Origin of the sequence: Streptomyces narbonensis (assembly GCF_014649015.1) — a bacterium.
Classification (GTDB): Bacteria; Actinomycetota; Actinomycetes; order Streptomycetales; family Streptomycetaceae; genus Streptomyces; species Streptomyces narbonensis.
This window is the reverse complement of sequence record NZ_BMSF01000021.1, coordinates 60,947-83,460: the sequence shown is the minus strand read 5'-3', so window position 1 is coordinate 83,460 and position 22,514 is coordinate 60,947. Positions and strand designations below refer to the sequence as shown.

The 22,514-nt window shown below is 73.6% G+C and carries 25 protein-coding genes; 16 read left to right on the top strand and 9 right to left on the bottom strand.

The genetic code is table 11. The features are described 5' to 3' along the window. The first annotated feature begins 97 nt into the window (after positions 1–97). The 3 genes from IE124_RS30130 to IE124_RS30120 all read left to right on the top strand — a co-directional run bounded on the left by IE124_RS30130 (position 98) and on the right by IE124_RS30120 (position 3,039). Positions 98–823: a Clp protease N-terminal domain-containing protein gene (locus IE124_RS30130; RefSeq protein WP_189512423.1), complete on the top strand. Its 726-nt coding sequence runs from the start codon at positions 98–100 to the stop codon at positions 821–823. A 41-nt stretch (positions 824–864) separates the two neighbouring features. Next, positions 865–1,872: an EamA family transporter gene (locus tag IE124_RS30125; RefSeq protein WP_189512421.1), complete on the top strand. Its 1,008-nt coding sequence runs from the start codon at positions 865–867 to the stop codon at positions 1,870–1,872. Between the two features lie 177 nt (positions 1,873–2,049). Continuing rightward, positions 2,050–3,039 (top strand): DMT family transporter, encoded by a 990-nt coding sequence (locus IE124_RS30120; RefSeq protein ID WP_189512419.1) that lies wholly within the window; start codon positions 2,050–2,052, stop codon positions 3,037–3,039. A gap of 40 nt (positions 3,040–3,079) precedes the next feature. Here the strand turns inward: IE124_RS30120 and IE124_RS30115 are convergent, their stop codons facing one another. Both IE124_RS30115 and IE124_RS30110 read right to left on the bottom strand, forming a co-directional pair. Continuing rightward, a complete protein-coding gene (locus tag IE124_RS30115) occupies positions 3,080–3,724 on the bottom strand; it encodes an FMN-binding negative transcriptional regulator (protein WP_189512417.1) in 645 nt (214 codons plus the stop codon). A 28-nt stretch (positions 3,725–3,752) separates the two neighbouring features. Further along, positions 3,753–4,442 (bottom strand): pyridoxamine 5'-phosphate oxidase family protein, encoded by a 690-nt coding sequence (locus tag IE124_RS30110; protein WP_189512415.1) that lies wholly within the window; start codon positions 4,440–4,442, stop codon positions 3,753–3,755. 23 nt (positions 4,443–4,465) lie between these two features. On the opposite strand from IE124_RS30110, the gene IE124_RS30105 reads away from it, so the two are divergent. Further along, complete coding sequence (locus tag IE124_RS30105) at positions 4,466–5,800, top strand: aminotransferase class I/II-fold pyridoxal phosphate-dependent enzyme (protein WP_189512413.1); 1,335 nt, start codon at positions 4,466–4,468, stop codon at positions 5,798–5,800. Positions 5,801–5,846: 46 nt separating this feature from the next. On the opposite strand, the gene IE124_RS30100 is transcribed toward IE124_RS30105, so the two are convergent. Next, a complete protein-coding gene (locus tag IE124_RS30100; RefSeq protein WP_229833013.1) occupies positions 5,847–6,920 on the bottom strand; it encodes a DMT family transporter in 1,074 nt (357 codons plus the stop codon). 73 nt (positions 6,921–6,993) lie between these two features. On the opposite strand from IE124_RS30100, the gene IE124_RS30095 reads away from it, so the two are divergent. Both IE124_RS30095 and IE124_RS30090 read left to right on the top strand, forming a co-directional pair. After that, positions 6,994–7,896, top strand: coding sequence for a LysR family transcriptional regulator (locus IE124_RS30095; protein WP_189512411.1), 903 nt, complete (start codon positions 6,994–6,996; stop codon positions 7,894–7,896). Between the two features lie 75 nt (positions 7,897–7,971). Continuing rightward, complete coding sequence (locus IE124_RS30090) at positions 7,972–8,778, top strand: hypothetical protein (protein WP_229833012.1); 807 nt, start codon at positions 7,972–7,974, stop codon at positions 8,776–8,778. Positions 8,779–8,788: 10 nt separating this feature from the next. Here the strand turns inward: IE124_RS30090 and IE124_RS30085 are convergent, their stop codons facing one another. Continuing rightward, entirely contained in the window at positions 8,789–9,247 is a 459-nt protein-coding gene (locus tag IE124_RS30085; RefSeq protein WP_189512409.1) for a pyridoxamine 5'-phosphate oxidase family protein, read from the bottom strand. Between the two features lie 76 nt (positions 9,248–9,323). Here IE124_RS30085 and IE124_RS30080 point away from each other — a divergent pair, with 76 nt between their 5' ends. After that, positions 9,324–10,073, top strand: a complete 750-nt coding sequence (locus IE124_RS30080) for a cysteine hydrolase family protein (RefSeq protein WP_189512407.1) — start codon at positions 9,324–9,326, stop codon at positions 10,071–10,073. Here IE124_RS30080 and IE124_RS30075 read toward each other — a convergent pair. Continuing rightward, positions 10,060–10,464 carry a Rieske (2Fe-2S) protein gene (locus tag IE124_RS30075; protein ID WP_189512405.1) on the bottom strand — a complete coding sequence of 135 codons (405 nt, stop codon included), beginning with the start codon at positions 10,462–10,464 and terminating at the stop codon, positions 10,060–10,062. The two genes, IE124_RS30080 and IE124_RS30075, sit on opposite strands and share 14 nt — an antisense overlap. Before the next feature lie 136 nt (positions 10,465–10,600). Here IE124_RS30075 and IE124_RS30070 point away from each other — a divergent pair, with 136 nt between their 5' ends. Both IE124_RS30070 and lepB read left to right on the top strand, forming a co-directional pair. After that, positions 10,601–11,614, top strand: coding sequence for an AraC family transcriptional regulator (locus tag IE124_RS30070; RefSeq protein ID WP_189512403.1), 1,014 nt, complete (start codon positions 10,601–10,603; stop codon positions 11,612–11,614). 213 nt (positions 11,615–11,827) lie between these two features. Next, positions 11,828–12,448: a signal peptidase I gene (gene lepB / locus IE124_RS30065; RefSeq protein WP_189512401.1), complete on the top strand. Its 621-nt coding sequence runs from the start codon at positions 11,828–11,830 to the stop codon at positions 12,446–12,448. 6 nt (positions 12,449–12,454) lie between these two features. Here lepB and IE124_RS30060 read toward each other — a convergent pair whose 3' ends face one another. After that, positions 12,455–13,066, bottom strand: coding sequence for a TetR/AcrR family transcriptional regulator (locus IE124_RS30060; protein WP_189512399.1), 612 nt, complete (start codon positions 13,064–13,066; stop codon positions 12,455–12,457). A 189-nt stretch (positions 13,067–13,255) separates the two neighbouring features. Here IE124_RS30060 and IE124_RS30055 point away from each other — a divergent pair, with 189 nt between their 5' ends. The 7 genes from IE124_RS30055 (at position 13,256) to IE124_RS30025 (ending at position 18,093) form a co-directional block, all read left to right on the top strand. Continuing rightward, on the top strand, positions 13,256–13,951 hold the full coding sequence (locus IE124_RS30055; protein ID WP_229833011.1) for a DUF6230 family protein: 696 nt from the start codon (positions 13,256–13,258) through the stop codon (positions 13,949–13,951). A gap of 229 nt (positions 13,952–14,180) precedes the next feature. Continuing rightward, a complete protein-coding gene (locus tag IE124_RS30050; protein WP_189512397.1) occupies positions 14,181–14,699 on the top strand; it encodes a DUF6114 domain-containing protein in 519 nt (172 codons plus the stop codon). Then, the gene (locus IE124_RS30045) at positions 14,696–15,472 is read left to right on the top strand and encodes a DUF6230 family protein (RefSeq protein WP_189512394.1); all 777 of its coding nucleotides are present in this window, start codon (positions 14,696–14,698) and stop codon (positions 15,470–15,472) included. The genes IE124_RS30050 and IE124_RS30045 overlap by 4 nt, the downstream gene beginning before the upstream one ends. Positions 15,473–15,576: 104 nt before the next feature. Beyond that, positions 15,577–16,011 (top strand): DUF6114 domain-containing protein, encoded by a 435-nt coding sequence (locus tag IE124_RS30040; RefSeq protein ID WP_268246765.1) that lies wholly within the window; start codon positions 15,577–15,579, stop codon positions 16,009–16,011. After that, positions 16,008–16,625, top strand: a complete 618-nt coding sequence (locus IE124_RS30035) for a hypothetical protein (RefSeq protein WP_189512392.1) — start codon at positions 16,008–16,010, stop codon at positions 16,623–16,625. The genes IE124_RS30040 and IE124_RS30035 overlap by 4 nt, the downstream gene beginning before the upstream one ends. After that, a complete protein-coding gene (locus IE124_RS30030) occupies positions 16,622–17,341 on the top strand; it encodes a DUF6230 family protein (protein WP_189512390.1) in 720 nt (239 codons plus the stop codon). Before IE124_RS30035 ends, IE124_RS30030 begins: the two co-directional genes overlap by 4 nt. Positions 17,342–17,484: 143 nt before the next feature. Further along, the gene (locus tag IE124_RS30025; RefSeq protein ID WP_229833018.1) at positions 17,485–18,093 is read left to right on the top strand and encodes an alpha/beta fold hydrolase; all 609 of its coding nucleotides are present in this window, start codon (positions 17,485–17,487) and stop codon (positions 18,091–18,093) included. 36 nt (positions 18,094–18,129) lie between these two features. Here the strand turns inward: IE124_RS30025 and IE124_RS30020 are convergent, their stop codons facing one another. From IE124_RS30020 to IE124_RS30010, 3 genes are all read right to left on the bottom strand, one after another. Continuing rightward, positions 18,130–18,771: an adenosylcobinamide amidohydrolase gene (locus IE124_RS30020; protein WP_229833016.1), complete on the bottom strand. Its 642-nt coding sequence runs from the start codon at positions 18,769–18,771 to the stop codon at positions 18,130–18,132. A gap of 221 nt (positions 18,772–18,992) precedes the next feature. Next, positions 18,993–21,254, bottom strand: coding sequence for an alpha-N-acetylglucosaminidase (locus IE124_RS30015; RefSeq protein WP_189512386.1), 2,262 nt, complete (start codon positions 21,252–21,254; stop codon positions 18,993–18,995). A gap of 237 nt (positions 21,255–21,491) precedes the next feature. Then, positions 21,492–22,511, bottom strand: coding sequence for an aldo/keto reductase (locus tag IE124_RS30010; RefSeq protein ID WP_189512384.1), 1,020 nt, complete (start codon positions 22,509–22,511; stop codon positions 21,492–21,494). Between the last annotated feature and the right edge of the window lie 3 nt (positions 22,512–22,514).

Below are 22,514 nucleotides of genomic sequence, written 5' to 3'. Positions count from 1 at the left end.
GGAGGAGGAACCGTGCGCGTGTGCCCAACTCCGGTGGGATGCGGACATGCTTCTCCCTGGTGATGTTCCGGTCGCCCCGGCCTGATGAGGTGGAAGGGTGCACCGTCCCGTTCCCCTCCCGCAGCCGCCTCGGCAGCCCGCCGCCCCGCGCGCCGAACTCGCCTCCTTCCTGACGCCCTCGCTCGCGACGGCCGTGACGGGTGCGCGCCGCAGGGCCCTCCGGGACGGGGACCGTCAGATCGACACCGCGCACCTCCTGCACGCGCTCGTCGAGTCGGACCCGGACGTCGGCGCCGTCTTCGAGAGCGGCCACCAGCTCGCCCGCGTCCTCGGCTATCTCGCCCAGCGATCCATCGGCTACGGCCTGCGCTGGCAGCGCTCGGTCGAGGAGTCGGCCGCCCGGCGTCTCCTGCCCGCCGCGCGTGAGGTCGAGTCCCGCGGTGATGCCGGGGGTGTGGCCCGGGGTGCGTCCCGGGGTGACGACGGTCGGGCCTTCGGCTGGTCGCCGGCTGCCGCCGCCGCCCTGGAGTGCGCCTTCCGGCGGGCCGCCGGGCGCGGCGACGAACGCGCCCGCGGGCTCGACCTGCTCGCCGGCGTCGTCGCCGACCCCGAGAACCGGGCCGTCGAGGTGCTGCGGCGGGCCGGTGTCGATCCCGGCGCCCTGCTCGCGCGCATCGACGCGCCGACGGGACGTGTGAGCGGCGATATGTGCACTGGTGGGGGGATCGAGGCAGGCGCGGGCGGGGAGATGGGCGGCCCCGCCGAACCCCGGATCCGTGGTCGAGACGGCGCCTTCGGTGGGGAGCCGTCTCAACAGGTGTAACGGGGGTTACGCACCTGACCGCGCCCTGTCATGATGGCCCGATGCACGCGTCTCAGGGGAGAAGCGCCGGCCTGGGACTTGCCCTGGCCTCGGCCTTCGCATTCGGTGGTTCAGGAGTGGCGGCCAAGCCGCTCATCGAGGCGGGACTCGACCCGCTCCACGTGGTGTGGCTCCGGGTGGCCGGCGCCGCCCTCGTCATGCTGCCCGTGGCCTGGCGCCACCGGGACCTCCTGCGGCGCAAACCCGCCCTCCTCGTGGGCTTCGGCCTGCTCGCCGTCGCCGGAGTCCAGGCCTTCTACTTCGCCTCGATCTCCCGCATCCCCGTCGGCGTCGCGCTGCTCATCGAATACCTCGCCCCGGCGCTCGTCCTCGGCTGGGTCCGCTTCGTCCAGCGCCGGCCCGTCACCCGCGCCGCCGCCCTCGGTGTCGTCCTGGCCGTCGGCGGCCTCTCCTGCGTCGTCCAGGTCTGGTCCGGGCTGAGCTTCGACCTCGTCGGTCTGCTCCTCGCCCTCGCCGCCGCCTGCTGCCAGGTCGGCTACTTCGTCCTCTCCGACCAGGGCTCCGACGAGGCCGAGCAGGCCGATCCGCTCGGCGTCATCGCGTACGGGCTGCTCATCGGCGCGCTCGTCCTCACGGTGGTGGCCCGGCCCTGGGGCATGGACTGGGCGATCCTGGGCGGCAGCGCCGACATGGACGGCAACAGCGTGCCCGCGTGGCTGCTGCTCGGCTGGATCGTGCTGATCGCCACGGTCCTCGCGTACGTCACCGGCGTCATCTCGGTCCGTCGGCTCTCCCCGCAGGTCGCGGGCGTCGTGGCCTGCCTGGAGGCCGTCGTCGCGACCGTCCTCGCCTGGGTGCTGCTCGGCGAGCACCTGGACGCGCCGCAGATCCTCGGCGGAGCGCTGGTCCTGGTCGGCGCCTTCATCGCGCAGTCCTCGACGCCGAAGGCACCGCCGTCCGATCCCGTCGCGGCCTCCGGGGGCGACGGCGCGAAGGCAGCCGACGGGCGGGACGAAAAGGAGTTGTCGGCAGGGCGGGCCGGCTCCTAACGTGCCGCTCATGCACGCGACCGTACTTTCGCCGCCGCCGTCCGCCTCCTAGCGCGCGGCGACATCTCCTGACGAGGACCGGGCCCGGTGGGCGGATCTGCGCCCCCGGGCGGTTCGTCGCTGTCCGCGCGCGGGGCCGAGCGACCACCTTTCCCTCTTCCTCATCGGAGAAGTCACGTGCCGAACTCCTCGGAATCCGCCCTGCCCGTCGGGCGGAGCCTGCTCTATCTGATCGTCGCCGGGATCGCCTGGGGCACGGCCGGTGCCGCCGCCTCGCTGATCTACCGGATCAGCGACCTGGGCCCGCTGGCCCTCTCCTTCTGGCGCTGTGTCGGCGGGCTCGTCCTGCTGCTCGGCGCGCTGTCCCTGCGGCCCCGCCGCGCCGTCGCGCGCACCGCCGCGGAACCGCGCGGCCGGCGGACGGCCCGCATCCTCGGCACGGGGATCGGGCTCACCGTCTTCCAGAGCACCTACTTCGCGGCCGTCCAGCACACCGGCCTCGCCGTCGCGACCGTCGTCACCCTGGGGGCCGGACCGGTCCTCATCGCCGTCGGCGCCCGGCTGACCATGGGTGAACGCCTCGGCCGCGGCGGGCTCCTCGCCGCCACCGGGGCGCTCGCCGGACTGTCCGTCCTCGTCCTCGGGGGCGGGGCCGCCGAAGTGCGGCCGGCCGGCGTGGCCCTCGCGGTCGTCTCGGCGGCCGGCTACGCGGCGATGACCCTCCTCACCCGGTGGCTCGGGCGCGACGGCGGCGCCACGGACGCCCTCGGGACCACCACCTGGGCCTTCGCGATCGGAGCGGTCGGTCTCCTGCCGTTCGCGGTCGCGGAGGGACTCGTACCGCACACCGGATCGCCGGTGCGGGTCGTGCTCCTGCTGCTGTACGTGGCGGCCGTGCCGACCGCCCTCGCCTACGCGCTCTACTTCGCCGGGGCGGCCGTCGTCCGGGCCGCCACCGTCTCCGTGATCATGCTCCTGGAGCCGGTGAGCGCCGCCCTGATCGCCGTCTCGCTGCTCGGTGAGCGGCTCACCGCGGCGATCGTCCTCGGGACCCTGCTGCTGCTCGCCGCCGTCACGGGCCTCGCCCTCGCCGAGGCGAGGACGGCGGTGGTACGCCGGCGGGTGGAGCGGCCGGCGCAGGCGGAGGGCGAAGCGGTGGCCGTGTAGGGCCGTCGGCTGCCGGGCGCCCGTGCGGCCCCGGCAGCCGTCAGTTCGCGGTGCGGCGCCGCACCTGGTGCGCCCGAGCGGCGAGGTCGCCGGGGCCCGCGCGCTCCGCCAGGCGGTCCGCGATCCGGTCCTGCACGTCCCGGGGCTTGTTGCCCGCGTACTTGAACTTGGCCCGGACCGCGGTCACTTCGAGGTCCAGGACGCGGATGCCGGAGAGGAGGCGGCCGAACGGCGCCTCACCGGGGACCGCGAGGGCGGTGGCGCCGTCCGGCTGGAAGTGGGCGACCTGGCGGTTGAGGAGCTCTGCCTTCTCCGCCGGGGCGTCGACCACGCGCGCCGTGCACCGCAGCTGGACGGCCGCGTAGTACGAGGTCGGTGTCCCGTGCGAGGGCGGCGCGCCCTCGGGGGCCGTCCACGTCCCCGGGGCGAAGACGTAGTCGTCGACCACACTCAGGAGCACCGTCGGCTGTGCCTCCAGGGCGTGCCAGACGGGGTTGGGGCGGGCCAGGTGGGCGAGGACGCGGCCGTGCGGGCCGGGCCCGTCCTCGTACCGGAAGTGCATCGGCTGCACCCACGGCGGGTCGCCGGGCAGGCCGTTGACGGCGAGCTGGCCGAAGTCGTGGCGGGAGAGCCAGTCGCGCCACTCGCCCTCGTCGTGGGCCGCGTCCCAGGGGTGGATCAGCATCGGGGGTGCTCCTGTCGTGCCGTGTCTCTCAGAGCGCGGAGAGGTAGTCGGGGAGGGTGACGGCCGGGTCGAGGCCGTCGGCCGGGACCGGGGTGCCGTTGACCGTGCGGACCGGGACCACGCCGGACCAGTACGGCAGACCGAGGTCCTCCGCGTCGTCGTTGGGGCCGCCGGTGCGGACCTTCGCCGAGACCTCGTCCAGGTCGATCCGGATCACGGCGGTGGCGGCGAGCTCCTTGGCGTTCGCCGGGCGCGAGTCGGTGGAGCGGCCCGGGACGACGTGGTCGACGAGCGCGTCGAGCGCGGTGCGCAGCTCCTCCGGGTCGGTCACCTGGTGGGCGGTGCCGTGGACGACGACGGAGCGGTAGTTGAGGGAGTGGTGGAACGCGGAGCGCGCGAGCACGAGGCCGTCGACGTGGGTCACGGTCAGGCAGACGGGCAGGCCGGGGGCCTTCACGCCGTCGCCCGTGGCGCGCAGCGGGCGCGAGCCGGTGGAGCCGTGGACGTACAGGCGCTCGCCGACGCGGCCGTACAGCGTCGGGAGGACGACCGGCGCGCCGTCACGGACGAAACCGAGGTGGCAGACGTATGCCTCGTCGAGTATCGAGTGGACGAGCGCCTTGTCGTACGAGGCCCTCTCCCGGGAGCGGGTGGGGACGGTCCGCTCGGTCGGCGCGTAGGTGTCGGTGGTGGCCGGGGCGGTCATTGCGTACTCCATTGCACTAGTGCATAATGTGGTTTGTGCTAGGAGAGTATCGGATCGAAGGTCGTCGCGCATCGGACATTGCCGCCAGCATCGAGCGCGGCGTCGGTACGGGCGCCCTGGAGCCCGGCCAACTGCTGCCACCCATGCGGGAATTGGCGCTGACGCTCGGCGTGAACGCGAACACGGTCGCCGCCGCCTATCGCACCCTGCGCGAGCGCGGGGTCATCGAGACGGACGGGCGGCGCGGCAGTCGGGTGCGGCCGCGGCCCGCCACGACCGCGCGCGGCTCCCTCCGGGTGGACGCCCCCGCCGGGGTCCGGGACGTGAGCAACGGAAGCCCCGACCCCGCGCTGCTCCCGCCGCTCGGCGAGGCCTTCGCCGAGGTCGCGCGGTGGTATGCCGAGAAGCCCGGGATGTACGGAGAGGCCCCCGTCGACGAGGAGTTCGGCCGGCTCGCGCGGGCCGCCTTCGACGCCGACGGCGTGCCCGCCGGGCCGATCGGCGTCGCCTCGGGCTCCCTCGACGCCATCGAGCGCGTGCTCGCCGTGCACCTCAGGCCCGGGGACGCCGTCGCCGTCGAGGACCCGGGCTGGGGCAGCCTGCTCGACCTCGTGCCGGCGCTCGGGCTGCGGCCCGTGCCCGTCGCCGTCGACGACGAGGGGCCGCTGCCGGGGGAGGTCGAGCGGGCGATCCGCCGCGACGGGGCGCGGGCGGTCATCGTGACCGACCGCGCGCAGAACCCGACCGGCGCGTGCCTGACCGAGCAGCGGGCGGCGGAGCTGCGGCGGGTCCTCGCCGCGCACCCCGACGTCCTGCTCGTGGAGGACGACCACGGGCACGGAATCGTCGCCCAGCCCCTCCATCCCCTCGCCGGGGTCGCCGAACGCTGGGTGCTCGTGCGCTCGGTCGCGAAGGCGTACGGGCCGGACCTGCGGATCGCGGCCTTCACGGGGGACGCGGAGACCGTCGACCGGGTCCTCGGGCGGCAGCGGCTCGGCCCCGGCTGGGTCAGTCGGCTGCTCCAGCGGACCGTCGCCCACCTGTGGGCCGCCGGGGCGGTCGACCCCGTCGCCGTCGCCCGCTCCTACGGGAAGCGGCGCGACGGGCTGGTGAGGTCACTCGCCCGGCGGGGCGTCGAGGCCCATGGGCTCAGCGGCATGAACGTCTGGGTGCCGGTCGCGGACGAGACGGGCGCGGTGTCGCGCCTCGTGGCCGACGGCTGGGCCGTCGCCCCGGGCGCGCGCTTCCGGATGAGCGCGGGGCCCGCCGTGCGGGTCACCGTCTCGGGCCTCGCCGTCGGTGACGTCGAGGCCATCGCCGAGGCCATCGCCCGGGCGGCGGGGCCTGCGCCCGCGCGGAGCTATGGGTAGGCAGGCAAGGGGGATGCCTGGTCGCCTGGTTCGGGGCGGGCCTTGTTCAGGAGTGCGTCGCCGGTTGGCGTGTGGTGCGGGAGTCGGTCGAGGGGGCCGGGTCCGGCGTCGGGGCCGGCGTCGGGGCCGGAGGCGGGCCCGAGGGTGCGGGCGATGCCAGGGTCGGGGTCTTCGGTGTCGTCGTGGGCGTGCGGCGGGACGTCCTGGTCTGGGTGAGGGCGGCTCCCGCGAGGACGATCACGGCGCCGACCGGGGTGTTCCACGTGAGCTGCTCGTCCAGGACGGCCACGCCCGCGGCCGTGGCGATGACGGGGATGAAGTACGTGACCATGGAGGCCGTCGTCGGGCCGACCTCCGCCACGACGCCGTACTGCAGCAGCATCGCGTACCCCGTGCCGAGCGCGCCGAGCGCGATCACCGCGAGCAGCGGCACGACCTCCACCGACTCCGGCATCGAGGTGAACAGGGGTGTGACCACGGCCAGTTGGAGCGTCGCGAGGCCCACCTGCGAGCCGGCGAGCGAGAGGTGCGAGACGCCCGTGTCGCTCAGCGTCCTGCGGACGTAGATCCACCCCACCGCATAGCTGAAGGAGGCCAGGAGGGCCATTGCCGTGCCCGTCACGTCGAGCCCCGAGAAGCCCTGCCAGGCGCCGAGGACGGTCAGCACGCCCATGAAGCCGATGCCCAGGCCGGCGGCGCGGACCCGGGTCGGGCGGTCCTCGGAGAGTGCGACGAGCGAGAGCAGCATGCCCCACAGCGGTGTCGTCGCGTTGCAGATGCCCGCCAGGGTCGACGGGATCGTCAGCTCCGCGTACGCGAAGAGCGAGAACGGCAGCGCGTTGAGCAGGAAGGCCGCGACCGTCAGATGGCCCCAGACGCGGGCGCCGCGCGGCAGCCGGTCGCGCTTCACCGCCATCGCGACGGCGAGCACCCCCGTACCGAACAGCAGCCGCCCGAACGTCACCTGGAAGGGGGCGAAGCCCTCCGTGCCGACCTTGATGAAGAGGAAGCTGAAGCCCCAGATGAGGGCCAGGACGCCGAAGCGGACGCGCCAGTCGAGCCGACGTGAGGTGCGGGCGAGGGGGGAGGGGGGCGCGGAGGGCGGGGCTGCGGGGCTCATGCACTCAGGGTGAGGGGCCCGACCTCGTAGAATAAGCGAGAATTGGTCGACCCCTTCCCTTAGTATCGCTTACATGTTGAATCTGGAGCGCCTGCGCACCCTCGACGCCGTCGCCCGGCACGGTTCGGTCAGCGGTGCGGCCGACGGGCTGCACGTCACCACCTCGGCCGTCTCCCAGCAGCTCGCCAAACTGGAGCGCGAGGTGGGGCAGCAGCTGCTCGCCAAGAACGGGCGCGGGGTACGGCTCACCGACGCCGGGCTGCTCCTCGCCGAGCACGCCGCCCGCATCCTCTCCCAGGTCCAGATGGCCCAGGCCGACATCGAGGCCCAGCGGGGCCAGGTGGTGGGCGAGGTGCGGGCCGCCGCCTTCCCGACGGCCGCCCGGGGGCTCTTCCCGGCCGCGCTCGCCGCTCTGCGCGAGGGACACCCCGACCTGCGGGTCCGGACGACCGAGCTGGAGCCCGAGCAGGGGGTGCGAGCGGTGCTGCGCGGCGACGCGGACCTCGCGCTGGTCCTGGACTGGAGCAACAAGCGGTCACCGGTGCCGGGCGGCCTGGAGCGGGCGCACCTCCTGGACGATTCGGCGGACGTGGCGCTGCCCGCAGGGCACCGGCTCGCCGGGCGGGAGGCCGTGGACCTGGAGGACTTCGCCGACGAGGAATGGGTGTCCTGGCCCGAGGGCGAGTTCTGCCACGACTGGCTGATGTTCACGCTGCGCTCACAGGGCATCGAGCCGCGCATCGGGCACCTCGCGGGGGAGCACCACACGCAGCTCGCGCTCGTCGCGGCCGGGCTCGGCGTGTGCGTCACGCCCCGGCTCGGCCGCCCGGTGCCGGACGGGGTCGTGTTCGTGCCCGTACGCCAGCAGGTGCGGCGCCACATCTACGCCACCTGGCGCGCCGACGCGGGCCGCCGACCCTCCGTACGGGCGGTCGTCGCGGCACTGCTGGCGGCGGCCGAGCCTCTCGGGAGCTGACGGCCACGGCCTGTTCGATCCTCGTAGGAGTCGGATCGCGGGCCCTTGTCAGTGGGGTGCGCTTTGCTGTCCTCCATGGAGTTGACTCAGTCGATGCTCGCCAACCTGCTGGACCGGGTCCCCCGGCCGAGCGGGGTTCTGCACCTCTCGCAGGACATCGACCCGCACGCGCTGGTCGAGAAGCTGGCTTCCCTTCACGGGGAACCACGGGCCCTGGTCCTGGACGGCGTCATGGCCCCGGGCGTGAGCGAGGTTCATGGCGCGAATCTCCTCGACCTCCTCGACCTCCTCGAAGACCGTGCCGAGACGGTAGTGGCCTGGGCCGATGGGGGACAGTGGCTCGGCGCGGGTACGGCAATGGATGCGCAGGGCGACATCGTGCCGATGCTGGCGGCCACCCCGCGACAGGAACAAGCACTGTCCGCGGGGATCGCCCGCCAGGACGAAGACTGGGTCGAGCGGCTCATCGGCATCACCGGCTGGGTCCTGCCGCCCCGGCGACCGGACGTCGACTGGGCGCAGGTCGAGACGCGCACGGGCACGCGTCTTCCCCGCGACTTCAAACGCATGGTGGAGACGTTCGGGGAGGGCGCCTTCGACGAGTACCTCCATCTGAACCAGGAACCCTGGACCGACTGGAAGGAGGACGGCCTGCTCGTCTGGGCGGGCACCGAGCACAAGAACCTGTACTGCTGGCGGATCGACGACGGAGATCCTGACCTCTGGCCCGTCACCGTCCAGACCTACGACGGCGAGAACGTCCCCTTCGACTGTTCGACCGCAGAGTTCGTCTGCCGCATCCTCGTCGAGAAGGACCACCCCTTCACCATGGCCCGCTACTTCGACACTCACTGGTTCATGACCTACCGCACGAACGTGTGAAGCCCAGCCGTCAGATCTTCCGGAAGTCCCAGGACGCGATGGCGTCCGGGGTCAGTCTCGCCCAGGCGTGGCGGCCGTCGTGCGGCATCGCGTCCAGGCCGAAGTTCTTGGCGGCGAAGAGCTGTTCGGGTGCTTCGAGCGCGGGGAACGGTTCGCCGGTACGGGGGGCCTCCCCGATGAACTCGACCGTGCCGGACAGCTCGACGCCCCGCAGCTCGCCGTACTCCTCGCCGTCGTCCACGACCACCGCGATCCTCGGATCGGCGCGCATCTCCGACCAGCGGCGGCTGCGCGTCAGCGAGTACAGCCACAGTGACCGGCCGTCCCAGGCGAACCAGAGGGCGCTCACGTGCGGACGGCCATCGGCCGACACCGTCGCCACCCGGCAGGTGCGCTGTTCGGCGAGGAAGGAATCGAGCTCGGCCGGGGTCATCATGATCCGGCGTCCATGGCGCTGTGCGACGGTCATCGTCCGCACCCTTCTGGATTTCTGATGAGACGTCAGAAAGCATGGAGGGTCATCGGCGCACAGGCAAGGGGAGACCATGGGCGAGAGTGCGAAAGAGCGGCTCGGGGAGTGGATCCGTCCGGACGGCGGGGTCGTGCTGCTCACCGTCGAGTGCCAGCGGGGGGTCGTCGGCCCGGAGAGCGCGCTGCCCGAACTCGCCACCGCGGCCCGCTCGTCGGGAGCCCTGCGCAACGTGGCGCGGCTCGTCGCCGCCGCGCACGGGGCCGACGTACAGGTGATCCACGCCGTCGCCGAGCGGCGCCCCGACGGACGCGGCGCCAACACCAACGCGCGGCTCTTCCGGGCCGCCGCCCGCCTGCCGGTGCAGCAGCACAGCGGCAGTACGGCCGTGCGGATCGCCGAACCGATCGAGGTCGCGGACGAGGACATCGTGGTCCGGCGCCTGCACGGGCTCTCGCCGCTCGCGGGCACCGACGTCGACGCGCTCCTGCGCAACCTCGGCTGCCGGACGCTGATCGTCACCGGCGTCTCCGCCAACGTGGCCGTGCCCAACGCGGTCTTCGACGCCGTGAACCTCGGCTACACGGTCGTCGTGCCCGGGGACGCGATCGCGGGGGTGCCCGCCGACTACACCCCCGCGATGATCCGGAACACCCTCGCGCTCGTCGCCACGATCACGACGACGGACGAGGTGCTGGGCTGCTGGAAGGCCCCCCGGCGCACCGGGCGCGAGGGGTCTGCCGGGACGGCCGTCGGGAGGCCCGTCGGGAGGCCTGTCGGAGGGTCCGCCGACGGGTCAGCCGGGGGTGCCGTCAGCCGAAGCTGATCTCGTCGCCCACCACCTGGATCGGCGTCGGCGGCAGCGGGGAGGTCGCCGGGCCGGACTTCACGCTGCCGTCCGACATGTCGAAGTGGCTCTGGTGGCACGGGCACACGATCGCGCCGTCCTTGACGCCGCTGACGGCGCAGCCCGCGTGGGTGCACTTGGACGAGAAGGCCTTGAACTCGCCGGCCTTCGGCTGCGTGATCACCAGGCCCTGACCGGCGATGACCTTGCCGCCGCCCACCGGGATGTCCCCCGTCCGCGCGAGGGTGCCACCCGCCTGCTCCTCCGTGCCCTTGTCCTCGGTGCCGCCGCCACCGCAGGCCGCGAGCGCCGCCGCCAGGCCCGCCGCACCGGCCGCCGAGACCACCGTCCTGCGTGCCACTCCGCTCATGTGCTGCCCCTCTTTCCTTCACGTACTGGTGTGTTGGCACCCGACGGTACGGGTGCGACCTGTGCCCCGTTCACAGGATTGCCCCTTCGGGAGCCTTACAGTTCTTAGTAGAGTGTCGGAACATGGACACCCTGCGGTGAAAGTGTCAACGGTCAGCGCCCACCACGTACGGGCCGTACTGCTGGGAGGTGAGCGGCGGGGGGTCGCCCCCGCGCCGCTCCTCGCCAGGGCGGGACTGCCCTCAGAACTGCTCGGCGACGCCCATGCCAGGGTGCCGGCGGAACAGTTCGGGCAGCTCGTGAGGCTGCTGTGGGCCATCCTCGACGACGAGTTGATCGGCTTCGGCGCAGCGCCCAGCAAGGTCGGGACCTTCGCGATGATGGGCCACGCCGTGGTCCACGGCAGCCGCGACCTGCGCGAGGCGCTCCGGCGCAGCCAGGCCTTCTACGCCCTCTTCCCGTCCGGCCCGCGCTTCCGGCTCGTCGAGCCGGGCGGGGGTGACGAGGCCCGGATGGAGTTCGACGTCGCCGGGTACGACGACCCGCTCCACTTCGGCGCCGAGTCCACCGTCCTCGTCGCCCACCGCTTCGCGAGCTGGCTCATCCGCCGCCGGATCGGCCTGCGGCGCGTCGAGTTCGCCTACCCCGAGCCCCGGCACGCCCAGGAGTACGTCCTCCTGTTCGGGGCGCCCTGCGTCTTCGGCGCCCGGCGGACGGCGGCCGTCTTCGACCGGGCCGACCTCGACGAACCCGTCCTGCGGGACGCGGCGGCCCTCAGGCTCTTCCTCCGCCGGGCCCCCGTCGACGTGTTCGTCTGCGCCGACTACGGCAGTACGGTGACCGGCCGCGTACGGCACCTGATGGGGGGAGCCCTGCCCGCGGGGCCGGTGCCGACGCCCGAGGAACTCGCCGACCGGCTCTCCGTCAGCCCACAGACTCTCCGCCGCCGACTGGCCGCCGAGGGGACCACGTACCAACGGCTGCGCGACCAGGTGCGCCGCGACCACGCCCTCGCCGAACTCGCCGGCGGCCGGGTCTCCATCGAGCTGCTCTCGCGGCGGCTCGGCTTCTCGGAACCCAGCGCGTTCCACCGGGCGTTCCGGCGCTGGACCGGCGAGACGCCTCGGGCCTACCGGGCGCGCGGTGGGTGAAGTTGGTCGACGGCGGTGGGTGAAGTTGGTCGACGGCGGTGAGTGAAGGCGGTCGACGGCGGTGGGCGAAGGGGGAGAGAGGGGTGGGTGAAGGCGGTCAACAACCGTGAGCGGTACGGTCACAGCCGCCGTCCGTCGCCGGGCCTACCGTCCCGCCATGACCGAAATCGACCGGTCCGGCGCCGCCCGGACCCCGGACGCCACCCTCCCGCGGTGAACGCGCGCCGGGCGGCCGGGGCCGTCCTCGGTGCCGGCGTCCTGCTCTGCCTCCTCGCGGCGCTGGCCGTCACGTCCCTGGGCGTCCGCGTCGACGGCACCAGCATGGCCCCGACCCTCCAGGACGGGGACCGCGTGCTCGTCGCGCCGCGTTCGGCGGGCGAGGCGCGCCGCTTCGACGTCGTCCTGCTCCGGGCTACCGGCCGGGACGCGCTGCTCATCAAACGGGTGATCGGGTTGCCGGGCGACCGGGTCGCCATCAGCTCCTCGCCGGAACGGCCTTTCGAGGTCCTCCTGCAGGAGCGGGGTCGGGGGCCCGTCCACCGGGTGGTGGCCTCGCAGTGGGCCGCGCAGGTTCACCGTACGGGCGCCTGCTGCGGTCCGGACGGAACGCGGTCGGCGCGGGCCGAGCTGCGGGCCGTGCCCGAGGGGGCGTTCTTCTACCTGGGGGACAACCCTGATCTCTCGGACGACTCCCGGGCGTACGGCTGGGGGGAACTCGGCCGCGTCGAGGGGCGGGTCGGTCTGCGGGCCTTCCCCGTCTCGGCCTCACCGGGGCTCGACAACCGGCCCGTCCTGGAGCGATGGCAGGGGCTGGTGGAGGGGGCGGGGCCGTGAGCCGGTCTACCGGATGGTGGGCGCGAGGTTCTCCCGGCCGGTGCTCAGCGCGACGCGTACCACCGTGTCCGCCACGCGGCGGGCCGACTCCTCGGGTGACGCCGTGGACTGGACGATGTGGCTGGCCGTCAGCCGGACCGCCGCGTCCACGGCCAGCTCGCGCGCGACCGGGTCCACGCCGGGCCAGACCTCCGCGACGTACGCGTCGGCCATCGCCGTCGCGGTCTCGAACGCGGCCGCTGACCGGGTCGTGAGGTAGGGGAGGAGGCCGTCCTCCCCGGTGCTCGTCAGGACCGCCCTGACCAGGGGATTCCGTCCGGCCAGCGTGAGCGTGAAGCCGACCGCCGCCTCGACGGCGGCGCGCAGGTCGTCCCGGTGCGCGTCCAGGCCCTGCTGGATGCCGAGCAGGCAGCGCTCCAGCTCACGCTGGAACAGGGCCTCGCCGACCGCCTCCTTGGAGGGGAACTCCGAGTACAGCGTCTGCCGGCTGACGCCCACGGCGCCGGCGAGGTGTGCCATCCGGAGCTTGTCGAAACCGCGCTCCGCGACCGCCTCGTACGCGGCGTCCAGGAGGCGTTCGCGCAGCAGTGTCCGGACCGTCTCCCTGAACCGTGCCATCGGGTCAGCCTAGTCCAGCCGGATTTCTCCTTGGGATTGTCCAGAGTATTGACACTTCCTCTATAACTGTCCAATTCTCGAACAGGCGGCACCGGAGTGTCATTCGTTCCCGGCCTTCCGGCCGCGGGACGCACGGCTGCCGGGTTCACATCCCCGTGCCGACGGTGCGGGACGACGGTGGGAGTTCACATGCAGGAAGAGATCAGACGAGGCGAGAACAGAGGCGTCACCCGCTGGCGCCGATCGGTGTTCCTCGCCCTGCCCGCGACCGCGGCCGTGGCCGCCATGGCCACGGCGATGGTCCAGGGCGCGCTCGCCGCGAACCTCTCGCTGACGAGCGTCCCCTTCACCCTCAGCTCGAAGACCGTCGCCGCTCCGCAGGGCATCGGCGCGGTCATGCACACCATCGACGCCGGCGGGGCCAAGGGCGCGGCCGAGGTCGGCATCGCCAAGGCGGGCCTCGACGGCATCTGCGTCCATGCCGTCCAGTCCGTCAACCTCCCGGTCATCGGCAGCCTCGGCACCTGGTCGCTCAACATCTCCTCACCGGCGGCGGCGACCCCGCTCACGAGCGACCAGCTCGTCGCCGGAGCCGGGCTCCAGGCGAACAAGCTGGTCCTCGACGCCCAGTCGCTCAAGGCGGCCACGGCCACGCTCAACGCGAGCGACACCACCCCGAACGTGATCGGCGCCGCCGCCGACGGCGCCGGGATCAAGGGCACCGGCATCAGCGACGGCACGCCGGGCCAGTTCGGCCTGGACGCCACAGGCGGCCGGACCGACATCAAGAACCTCAACGCCGACGCCAACGGCGCGACGATCTCCGGCGCGATCACCCTGCCGGACCTCGCCATCGCGGTCGCCCACGGCGACAAGCCCTGCTGAGTCCGGCCCGCGTCCGGCCCGAGTCCGGTTTCCGTCGGGCATGACGCCGGCCTGACGCCGGCATGACGTCGGCATTGAGGCCGGCCTCAGGCCGGCCTCAGGCCGGCCTCAGGCCGGCCTGAGGCTGGACCGACATCGCCGGGGGTCCGTGTCCCTCGGGGGCGCGGATCCCCGGCATCCCTCCCCTCCCCTCCTCTCCTCCCCACCCGACCCCCGACTGCGAGGGCCCATGACCGCCGAACCGCCGCCCGAGCCGACCGGAGCTCCTGCTCCCGTCCCCGATGTCTCCCGTCCCGCCGCTCGTGGCGCGCGCCCGGCCTTCCGCCGCTGGCGCCGTACCCGGCCGTTCTGGGCGGCCCTCTGGACCGGGGCCGGCGGCTTCGTCATCTTCTTCCTGCCGATGGCACCGCTCGGCAAGATCCTCCAGGTCGGCGTCGGCGGCATCGCGGGCATGGCCGGAGGCGTCGTCCTCATGGCGATGGCCCTGCTCATCCTGCTGCTCCCCGGTCAGCGCCACACCGCCGGTGTCATCGCGGTGATCGCGGGAGTCGCCTCCTTCCCGCTGTCGAACCTCGGCGGGCTCTTCCTCGGCATGTTCCTGTCCGTCCTCGGCGGCTCCATGGCCTTCGCCTGGCTGCCGGAGAAGCCCGCCCCGAAGCGGGGCGGCGGCCTCCTCCGCCGTACGCGGACGGGCGCCGGAACGCGCCTGCCCTCACCCTCCGAGTCCGTGGGGAGCGGATCCGTATGAATCACCTGACGACCCGTCTCGGCCCGCCCGTCGGCCGGGCGCGTGCGAGAAGCACCCGCGCCGTCACCGAGTGGAACGCCCGGATGCTCGCCGAGGCCTCCGACGGCACCCGGCGCGGCACCCGCTGGGGGCGCGGCGCCCTGGCCCTCGTGCCCTCGGCGCTCGCCGTCGGTCTGCTGGGCACCGCGCTGGCACAGGGCGCGCTCGCGGCCAACTTCAGCGTCACCGGGCAGCCTTTCACCCTGACCTCCAACGGGGTCGAGGGCTCCGGCTTCGGGGCCATCGTCAACACCCCTGCCGTCGGGCGTCCGGACGGCAGCACGACCACCAACACCGCGATGGCGCGCGTCGGATTCGCGAGCGCAGGGCTCGCCGGACTGTGCGGCATCGTCCACCAGACGATCGCGGGGGTCCCGTACTCGCTGCTCCTGACGGGCGGCCAGAAGGTGACGGCCGCACCGCCCGGCACGTTCACCACCGACATCGACGCGTCGAACCTCTACATCCAGGCGACCGAACTGCAGGCGTACGGGCCGACCACCCTCCAGAACGCGGTACTCGGCCAGTCCGCCGACCAGGTCACCGTCGCGGGGAAGCCGCTCACGGGCGCGCTGCCCGGCGGGTTCGGCCTCGGCTCGGCGGGCGGCGAGGGAGGCAGCTCGATCACCCTGCACGGGCTGAACGCGACCGCGTACGACGCCGAGATGGCGGGGGCGCTCGTGCTGCCGGACCTGAAGATCAGGGTCGTCGCGGGATCGGCCACGACGTGCTGAGCCGGGTGACTCGGACGGGCAGGGTGGCTCGGGTGGCCAGGGGCACTTGGGCAGGCAGGGTGGCCAGGGCGACTCGGGTGGCCAGGGGGACTTGGAGGGGCAGGGTGGCCCAGGTGGCCCAGGTGGCCCAGGTGGCCCAGGTGGCCGGGGTGGCCAGGGAGCGGTGCGGGCGGTGGGTCCGGTGGTTCCGGGCCTTCCGGCGAACCCGGCCCTTCTGGGGCGGGCTGTGGCTGATCGCCGGAGGATGGACCGTCCTCAAGTTCTCCCTCAGCTCCCTCCAGTTGATCGTGAGCACGGGATTCGGGGGAGTGGCCGGCTACCTCGTCGGCGGGGGCATGATCCTCTGCGGTCTGATCCCACTGGCCCTGCCCGGCCAGCGCTACACCTTCGGGCTCATCGGCGTGGTCCTCGCGGTCGTGTCCCTCGTCGTCTCCAACCTCGGCGGGTTCCTCCTCGGCATGTCCCTCGGCGTCCTCGGCGGTTCGATGACGGTCGGCTGGGGCGCCAAGCGCCCGCGCCGCGAGGCGGTGGAAGGATGACGCGCCGCGCACCCACCAAGCTCCTCGCCGTGACGACCGCCCTCCTCCTCGCCGTGGCCACGGCCGTCTGGTCCGGGCAGCCGAGCAGCGCCGCCGGCCGGACCGCCGCCGCGCCCGCGCCGCTGGGCGTGCCCTTCCTTCCCGCGCCCGACCCGCTGCACGTCACCATCGCGAGCATGGTCGCCGTCTCGATGACCGTCGACCGGAACGTCACCATCCGGCTCTCCGACGGCACGACCAGGACCACGACCCAGTACACCTTCACCAAGCTCAAGATCCGCTCGCACATGAACGTGACCCAGCGCGCCGCCGGGCACACCGTCACCATCGACGTGCCGAACGAGGGCTCCCTCGGCGGCTACGACAGCACGGGGAAGCCCGAGACGACCACGATGTGGGGGAACATCACCAACGTCTGCGTCCGGGTCCTCGTCAAGATCTGCGGGGTGCAGGGGCTGCTCGACTTCTTCGGTTCGCTCATCCCCCTCACCGCCGGGGCCGAGGACTTCGTCGGCGACATCTACGCCATCCGCACGGTCGACGACCACGCCGCCCTCGACTCCACCGACAACCCCGTCCACCTCCCCGGGACCATCACGGTGACCGTCCCGTGAGCTCCGACCGTCCCCGTCCCCGTCACCGGCGTCTCCCGGAAGGGCGTACCCACTGGCGCCGCTCGCTCGCCGTCGCCGTGCCCGCCCTCCTGGTGGCGGCCGGCCTCGGGTCCGCGCTGGCGAGCGGCGCGCTCGCCGTCGGCCTCCGGATCCAGGACCGCCCCGTCGACTTCACGACCAGCAGCCTGTACGGGACGCAGTACGGCGCCGCGGTCGTCGACCAGGCCGTCGCCCGGCCCGACGGCACCACCGGCACCGTCCGGGTGCTCCGCATGGGCTTCGCGGACGGCGTGATCAACGGCCTGTGCATCAGCCAGCGCCGGCAGATCGCGGGAGCCACGTACACGCTCATGCTCACCCTGGGCGACGACGACCCCGGCTCGTGGGAGATCCGGACCAAGAACACCGTCCTCGACCTGCGCAGCGCCACCGGGGTCCTCGACATGGACGGCATCGTCGACCTCAACGTCAACGGCGCCGACGTGAAGACGGTCAAGGACGCCGCCGGGGCGTACCTCGCCAACCCGCTGGACAGCCCGCAGCACCGCTTCGGCATCCAGGCGCGCTACGCCAAGTTCGACCGGATCGTCGGCACCGCCCAGGACTTCCAGATCCCGGGCCTCCTCACCGCCCCGAAACTCTCCCTCTCCGTCAGGCCGGGCACGGTCGCCTGCCCCGCTCCACCCGGGCCCGTCGGGACACCAGGGACGCCGTGATGACAGACTGCGGCCCACACGGTCGACTCCTGGAGGTACCCGATGGCGTGGCGGCGATCCGGACACGCGCTCCGCCCGAGCAGCGCGGGTTTCCGGTGACCCGGGGCACCGGCTGCCGCGCGAGGCCGACCGAGCCCGGCACCCTGCTCGTCCGCAGCGCACCGACGGTTCCCGCCGCGGCGGTCCTGTTGCTCCACGGCGGCCGGGCCGACGGGCCGGAGCCGCCACCCGCCCTCAACCTGCCCGCGCTGCGCATGCGGCCCTTCGTCGGCGCCGTGACCCGCGCGGTCCGGGACCGGAACGTGCTGGTCGCCGAGGTGCGCTACCGCCACCGCGGCTGGAACGGCGAGCGGGCCGACGCCGCCAGGGACGCCGAGGCCGCCCTCGTACGGCTCCGGGAACGCGTCGGTCCCGTGCCCGTCGTGCTCCTGGGCCACTCCATGGGGGGCCGCGCCGCACTCAGCGCCGCCGCCGACCCGGCCGTCCGCGGTGTCGTCGCCCTCGCACCCTGGTGCCCCGCCGGCGAGCCCGTCGACCACCTCGGCGGCCGCCGGCTCTACCTCCTGCACGACGAGACCGACCGCGTCACCTCGGCCCGCGAGTCCTGGGACTTCGTTCGCAGGGCGCGCGCCGCGGGCGCGGACGCGGCGGGCATCCCGATGCCGACGGGCGGCCACGCCATGCTCCGGGGCGCCGGCTTCTGGCACCGGCGCGCGGCGGAACTCACGGCGGCGCTGCTCTCGCACGGCTGATGCCGCCGGGCGCCCTCCAGGGGGGCGGCACCCCCCCTACGGGGTGAGCAGACCGGCGCAGGCCTCGTACGTGGCGCGGTGCACGGTGCGCGCGAGCCGTGCGCCCCAGAGCGAGCGCGGTCCGGCGAAGGCCTCGGCCGCGTCCGGGTCGCATCCGGCAGGCGAGGGCGCGGCCACACAGACGGCGTCCGTCGGGGTGCCCGAGGCGTCCGCGCCGAGTTCGACGAGGGCCTGCACCTTCGCCTCGGTGGCGGTGGCGACAGCGTTGACCAGGGCAGCGTCCGTGAGCGGCACGGGCAGCGACACGATGATGTTGATCGTCCCCGGGCGCGGGGCCGCGACGCCGCCGGCCCCCGGTGCGGCCGCCCAGCCACGTACCCCGATCCCGGCCGTCACCACGGCCTCGGCGCCGCCGTCCGCCGCGTACCGCCGGTCCTCGACCGAGGCCGCCGTCATGAGCCCCACCCCGGGCCCGGCGAGCCCGGCCCCCGCGGCCAGCTCCCGGAGGTGGTCGACGGGGTCGAGCCGGCCGTAGCCGGGCGGGACCTGTGCGTTCAGGACCCAGGCCCGCTCCCCGATGCCCCCGCCGAGGACCGCGCTCGACACCATCCGCACGCCCGGTCCCGGAGCCCACACCAGGAGGGGCCACGCGCGGTCCTGCTCGGTGTGGGCGAGCAGGGCGGCGTCGGCGAGGGAAGGGCTCGCGAGGCGGGCGGCATGCGGCAGGGTCGGGCTCGCGAGGGGGGCGGCATGCGGCAGGGTCGGGCTCGCGAGGGGGGTTCGGGGAAACACCCCCACACCCTAGGGGGTGTCGTCACATTCCCGTCTGCCCCGCGGCGTTCCCCCAGCTACCGCTGGGAGGTGCCCCCAGGCACGTACTCTCGGAGGTGCCCCGACGGTCACCCCCACAGGGCCGCCAGCACCTCCCCGGCCAGGACGACGGGGTCTCCGGTCGGCGTCGTCGCGTACTTCTTGTGGCCGCGGGCCCAGGCGTCGTCCCGCGCGAACCAGTCGATGGCCTTCGGATCCGTGCGGTTCGTGAGCGCCGTGTCGAGACTCGCGAAGTACGCGGCCCAGCGCGGCGCGTACACGTCCTGGACGAGGCCGGCCCATTCGCGGTTCGCGTAGTCGTGCAGGCCGCCCGACTCGCTCGGCACCCGGTCGCCCCACGTGGTGAGGATCGAGCGGGCGTCGTACTCCAGCCGGTCGCGTTCGACGCGGTCGGCCCCCCAGGCGCGGGCCTCGGCGAGCCACGGGCCGAGCAGGAACCGCCGGTCGGAGGCGACGAGCCGCCCGAGCAGCTCCGCCTGGGAGTTCCACTCTGCCACCAGCTCCCGGAACCGGGCCGGGTCCTTGGCCTCGTACGCCGACCTGATGCGCGGCAACAGGACGCGGCCACGGTTGGTCAGCGCCTGCCGTGCCACATCCACGAGGTCGAAGCGGTACGCGTCCGTCGTCCGCAACTCCGGTGCCACCCGGAGCAGTTCGGCGAGCGCGAGCTCCACGGTGGCGGCGTCGTAGCGCATCGCGGCCGGGCTCCAGCGTGCCGCCTTCGCCGCCGTCAGGCTCGGCCGCGCGGCGAGGAGGCCGTCCTGCGGCTCGCTCCACGTGCCGGACGGCATGCTGTACGGGCCGCGGCGCAACTGCTCCCACGCGGCGGCGGCGTGGGGGTCGGCACCGCCGTACCGGCGGGCGGCGTACTCCGCGAACCACGTCCGGTGGTCGACGGGGCCCGGCTGCCAGGCGAGTTCGGTGAACAGGTCGAACGCGGCGGGATTCCCGCCGGTGCCCTCCGGGAGATAGGCGATGCCGCGCAGCGAACTGCCGGGCGCGGACAGCGAGGAGTGGAAACGGTCGCCCCACACCGCGGTGTTGGCGCCCAGGCTGGTGTGGCCGCCGAAGTTGCCGATCGAGCCGAAGGCGTACGGCGTACCGCCCCACTGGGTGTCGCGGTCCAGACCGTCGTAGCGGTCGGAGAGGCCGTCGACGACGAGGACCCGGCTCCGGTCCACCCCGCTCAGAAAAGTCGGGGAGGGATTGCGCTGCCAGCCGAGCATGACCCAGGCGGCGCCGGGGTGCGCGACCTCCAGCGCCCGCTGGACGGCCCCGGCGGCTCCCGCCACGTCGACCGTCCCAGGGGTGCCCCCCTCGTGCAGGAGGTCCATCTTGAACATGTCGCTGTTCCCGAACCGCCGCTGCTGTTCCCGGTAGTACGTCGCCGCCAGCCGCTCGAAGACGGGTCCGGTCGGGTCCAGCCAATCCGGCCGGGCGAATCCCACCCACTTGCCCTGCGGGACCGTGACCGCGCCCGGGTTCCGGGCGGTGAAGTCCGGCGGGACAGTGCCGAAGAAGCCCGGAAGGACCGGGGTCATCCCGAGCGAGCGCAGGTGTCCCGCGATCCTGCTCCCCAGCGTCGCGCGCGCCTCGATCAGCTGCTCCGAGACCGGTCCCGCGAAGCCCGACATGTTCTGCAGCAGCCACCAGCCCTGATGGGCCGGGGCAGGGATCCAGTCGCGCAGCTCGGCCGCGCTGTAGCCGAACCGCTGGAGCGCGCGGTAGTACGCGTACTCGGCACCCGTCGGTACGAAGACCTCGTTCACTCCGTGCAGCGCCATCAGGTCGATGTCGTGGCGGTACGAGGCGAAGTCGCGGTAGGCGCCGGAGTACCCCTCGTCGGTGTCGTTCAGGGCGTAGCGGTGCGGCACGACTGCCTTGTGGGTGAGGGTGCCGGCGACGCCGGGGAGCGTGGAGGGCAGCCGGCCGAGGCTGTCGCCCGGCCATCCGATGTCGACGCCCGCGATCCGCTCCAGGTACCAGCCGGCTCCGGTGAGGAGGGTGGCGGGCGAGGTGCCGCTCACGCGGATCGCTCCTGCCGTTCCGGAGACGGCGAAGTAGTCGCCGGAGGCGGGTTCCTCGAGCGGGACCAGCTCGAACTGCGCCGCCACGGAGGGCAGGAGGCGCTCCAGGGCGGCCCGGGCGGGTGCGGGATCGAAGGGGGACGCGGGGGGCGGTCCGGGGGCGGGTGGAGGCTCCGGCGGTGGTGCCGGTGCTCGTGCCGGCGTGGGTGAGGCCGGAGCGGCGGACGGGGAGACCGCGACCAGGATGGCGAGCGCCGCGACGACGAGGGCGGGACGGCATCGAAGGATCAGACGACTGGTCATCCGGCTCCTGATCGGGGACTGCCTCCCGGAGACCCGGGAGGACGAGGAGGACGAGAGCGGGCTCATTGTCGGGTGGTCCGTGGCGCCGCGGAACCAGGCGGAGCCGTGGACCGGCCGTTGCTCATCCTGGTGGGCGAGCGCCGATCGCGGGGGGCTCCCCGGACAGGTAGGGAGCCCCCACGGAAACGCTTACCCGGACAGGCTCGACGCATGTCCGGGGCGTGCGGTGCGTCGGCGTCACAGCTGCCGGTCGGGGGAGGGGAGCGGGGCGGACCGGCTGACCAGGCCCGCGGCGCGGAGGTCGGTCCAGAAGGCGGTGGGGATCGGTTCGGCGAGCGCGGCCGCGTCCTCGGCGATCCGGCTCGGGCGCGTGGCGCCGGGGATGACCGCGGCGGCGGCCGGGTGGGCCAGGGAGAACTGCAGCGCGGCGGCCTTGATGCTCACGCCGTGCCGCTCGGATAGGGCCTTGAGCCGGTCGACGCGCTCGACGATCTCGGCGGGCGCCTGCTGGTACTCGAAGTGGGTGCCGCCGGCGAGGATGCCCGAGCTGTACGGACCGCCGACGACCATGTCGACGTTCTGCTCCTGCGCCATGGGGAGCAGGCGGGTCAGGGCGTGCTCGTGGTCGAGGAGGGTGTAGCGGCCGGCGAGGAGGAAGCCGTCGGGGCGCGGCTCGTCGAGGGCGAGCGTCAGCTCGATGGGCTCGGTCCTGTTGACGCCGAGCCCCCAGGCCTTGATGACGCCCTCGTCGCGCAGACGGGACAGGACACGGAAGGCGCCGGTGCGGGCCTCCTCGAACTTCCGGAGCCACTGGTCGCCGTGGAAGTCCTGGGCGATGTCGTGGACCCAGACGATGTCGAGCCGGTCGGTGCCCAGGCGCTTCAGGCTGTCCTCGACGGAGCGCTCGGTGGCCTCGGCGGTCCACTCGTGGACGATCTTGTTCGGGTTGCCGTGCTCGAAGAGTCCGCCCTTCTCGCCGAGCTCGCGAGTGGTGTTCTCGTGCTCGTCGAGGATGACCCGGCCGACCTTGGTGGACAGGATGTACGCGTCGCGCGGCTTGGTGGCCAGGACCTCGCCGAGCCGGCTCTCGGCGAGCCCGGCGCCGTAGAAGGGGGCCGTGTCGTAGAAGCGGATGCCGTGGCTCCAGGCGGCCTCGACGGTGGCGCGGGCCTCCTCGTCGGGGATCGCGCGGAACATGTTGCCGAGCGGGGCGGTGCCGAAGCCGAGACGGCCGGGAAGCAATTCCTTGAGCGACATGAC

Coding starts and splice junctions, on each gene's coding strand:
- IE124_RS30095 (WP_189512411.1), top strand. CDS start 6,994: ATGTTGAATCTGGAGCGCCTGCGCACCCTCGACGCCGTCGCCCGGCAC.
- IE124_RS30100 (WP_229833013.1), bottom strand. CDS start 6,920: ATGAGCCCCGCAGCCCCGCCCTCCGCGCCCCCCTCCCCCCTCGCCCGC.
- IE124_RS30110 (WP_189512415.1), bottom strand. CDS start 4,442: ATGGAGTACGCAATGACCGCCCCGGCCACCACCGACACCTACGCGCCG.
- IE124_RS30115 (WP_189512417.1), bottom strand. CDS start 3,724: ATGCTGATCCACCCCTGGGACGCGGCCCACGACGAGGGCGAGTGGCGC.
- IE124_RS30055 (WP_229833011.1), top strand. CDS start 13,256: ATGCAGGAAGAGATCAGACGAGGCGAGAACAGAGGCGTCACCCGCTGG.
- IE124_RS30125 (WP_189512421.1), top strand. CDS start 865: ATGCACGCGTCTCAGGGGAGAAGCGCCGGCCTGGGACTTGCCCTGGCC.
- IE124_RS30035 (WP_189512392.1), top strand. CDS start 16,008: ATGACGCGCCGCGCACCCACCAAGCTCCTCGCCGTGACGACCGCCCTC.
- IE124_RS30085 (WP_189512409.1), bottom strand. CDS start 9,247: ATGACCGTCGCACAGCGCCATGGACGCCGGATCATGATGACCCCGGCC.
- IE124_RS30075 (WP_189512405.1), bottom strand. CDS start 10,464: ATGAGCGGAGTGGCACGCAGGACGGTGGTCTCGGCGGCCGGTGCGGCG.
- IE124_RS30045 (WP_189512394.1), top strand. CDS start 14,696: ATGAATCACCTGACGACCCGTCTCGGCCCGCCCGTCGGCCGGGCGCGT.
- IE124_RS30050 (WP_189512397.1), top strand. CDS start 14,181: ATGACCGCCGAACCGCCGCCCGAGCCGACCGGAGCTCCTGCTCCCGTC.
- IE124_RS30060 (WP_189512399.1), bottom strand. CDS start 13,066: ATGGCACGGTTCAGGGAGACGGTCCGGACACTGCTGCGCGAACGCCTC.
- IE124_RS30080 (WP_189512407.1), top strand. CDS start 9,324: ATGGGCGAGAGTGCGAAAGAGCGGCTCGGGGAGTGGATCCGTCCGGAC.
- IE124_RS30010 (WP_189512384.1), bottom strand. CDS start 22,511: ATGTCGCTCAAGGAATTGCTTCCCGGCCGTCTCGGCTTCGGCACCGCC.
- IE124_RS30015 (WP_189512386.1), bottom strand. CDS start 21,254: ATGACCAGTCGTCTGATCCTTCGATGCCGTCCCGCCCTCGTCGTCGCG.
- IE124_RS30090 (WP_229833012.1), top strand. CDS start 7,972: ATGGAGTTGACTCAGTCGATGCTCGCCAACCTGCTGGACCGGGTCCCC.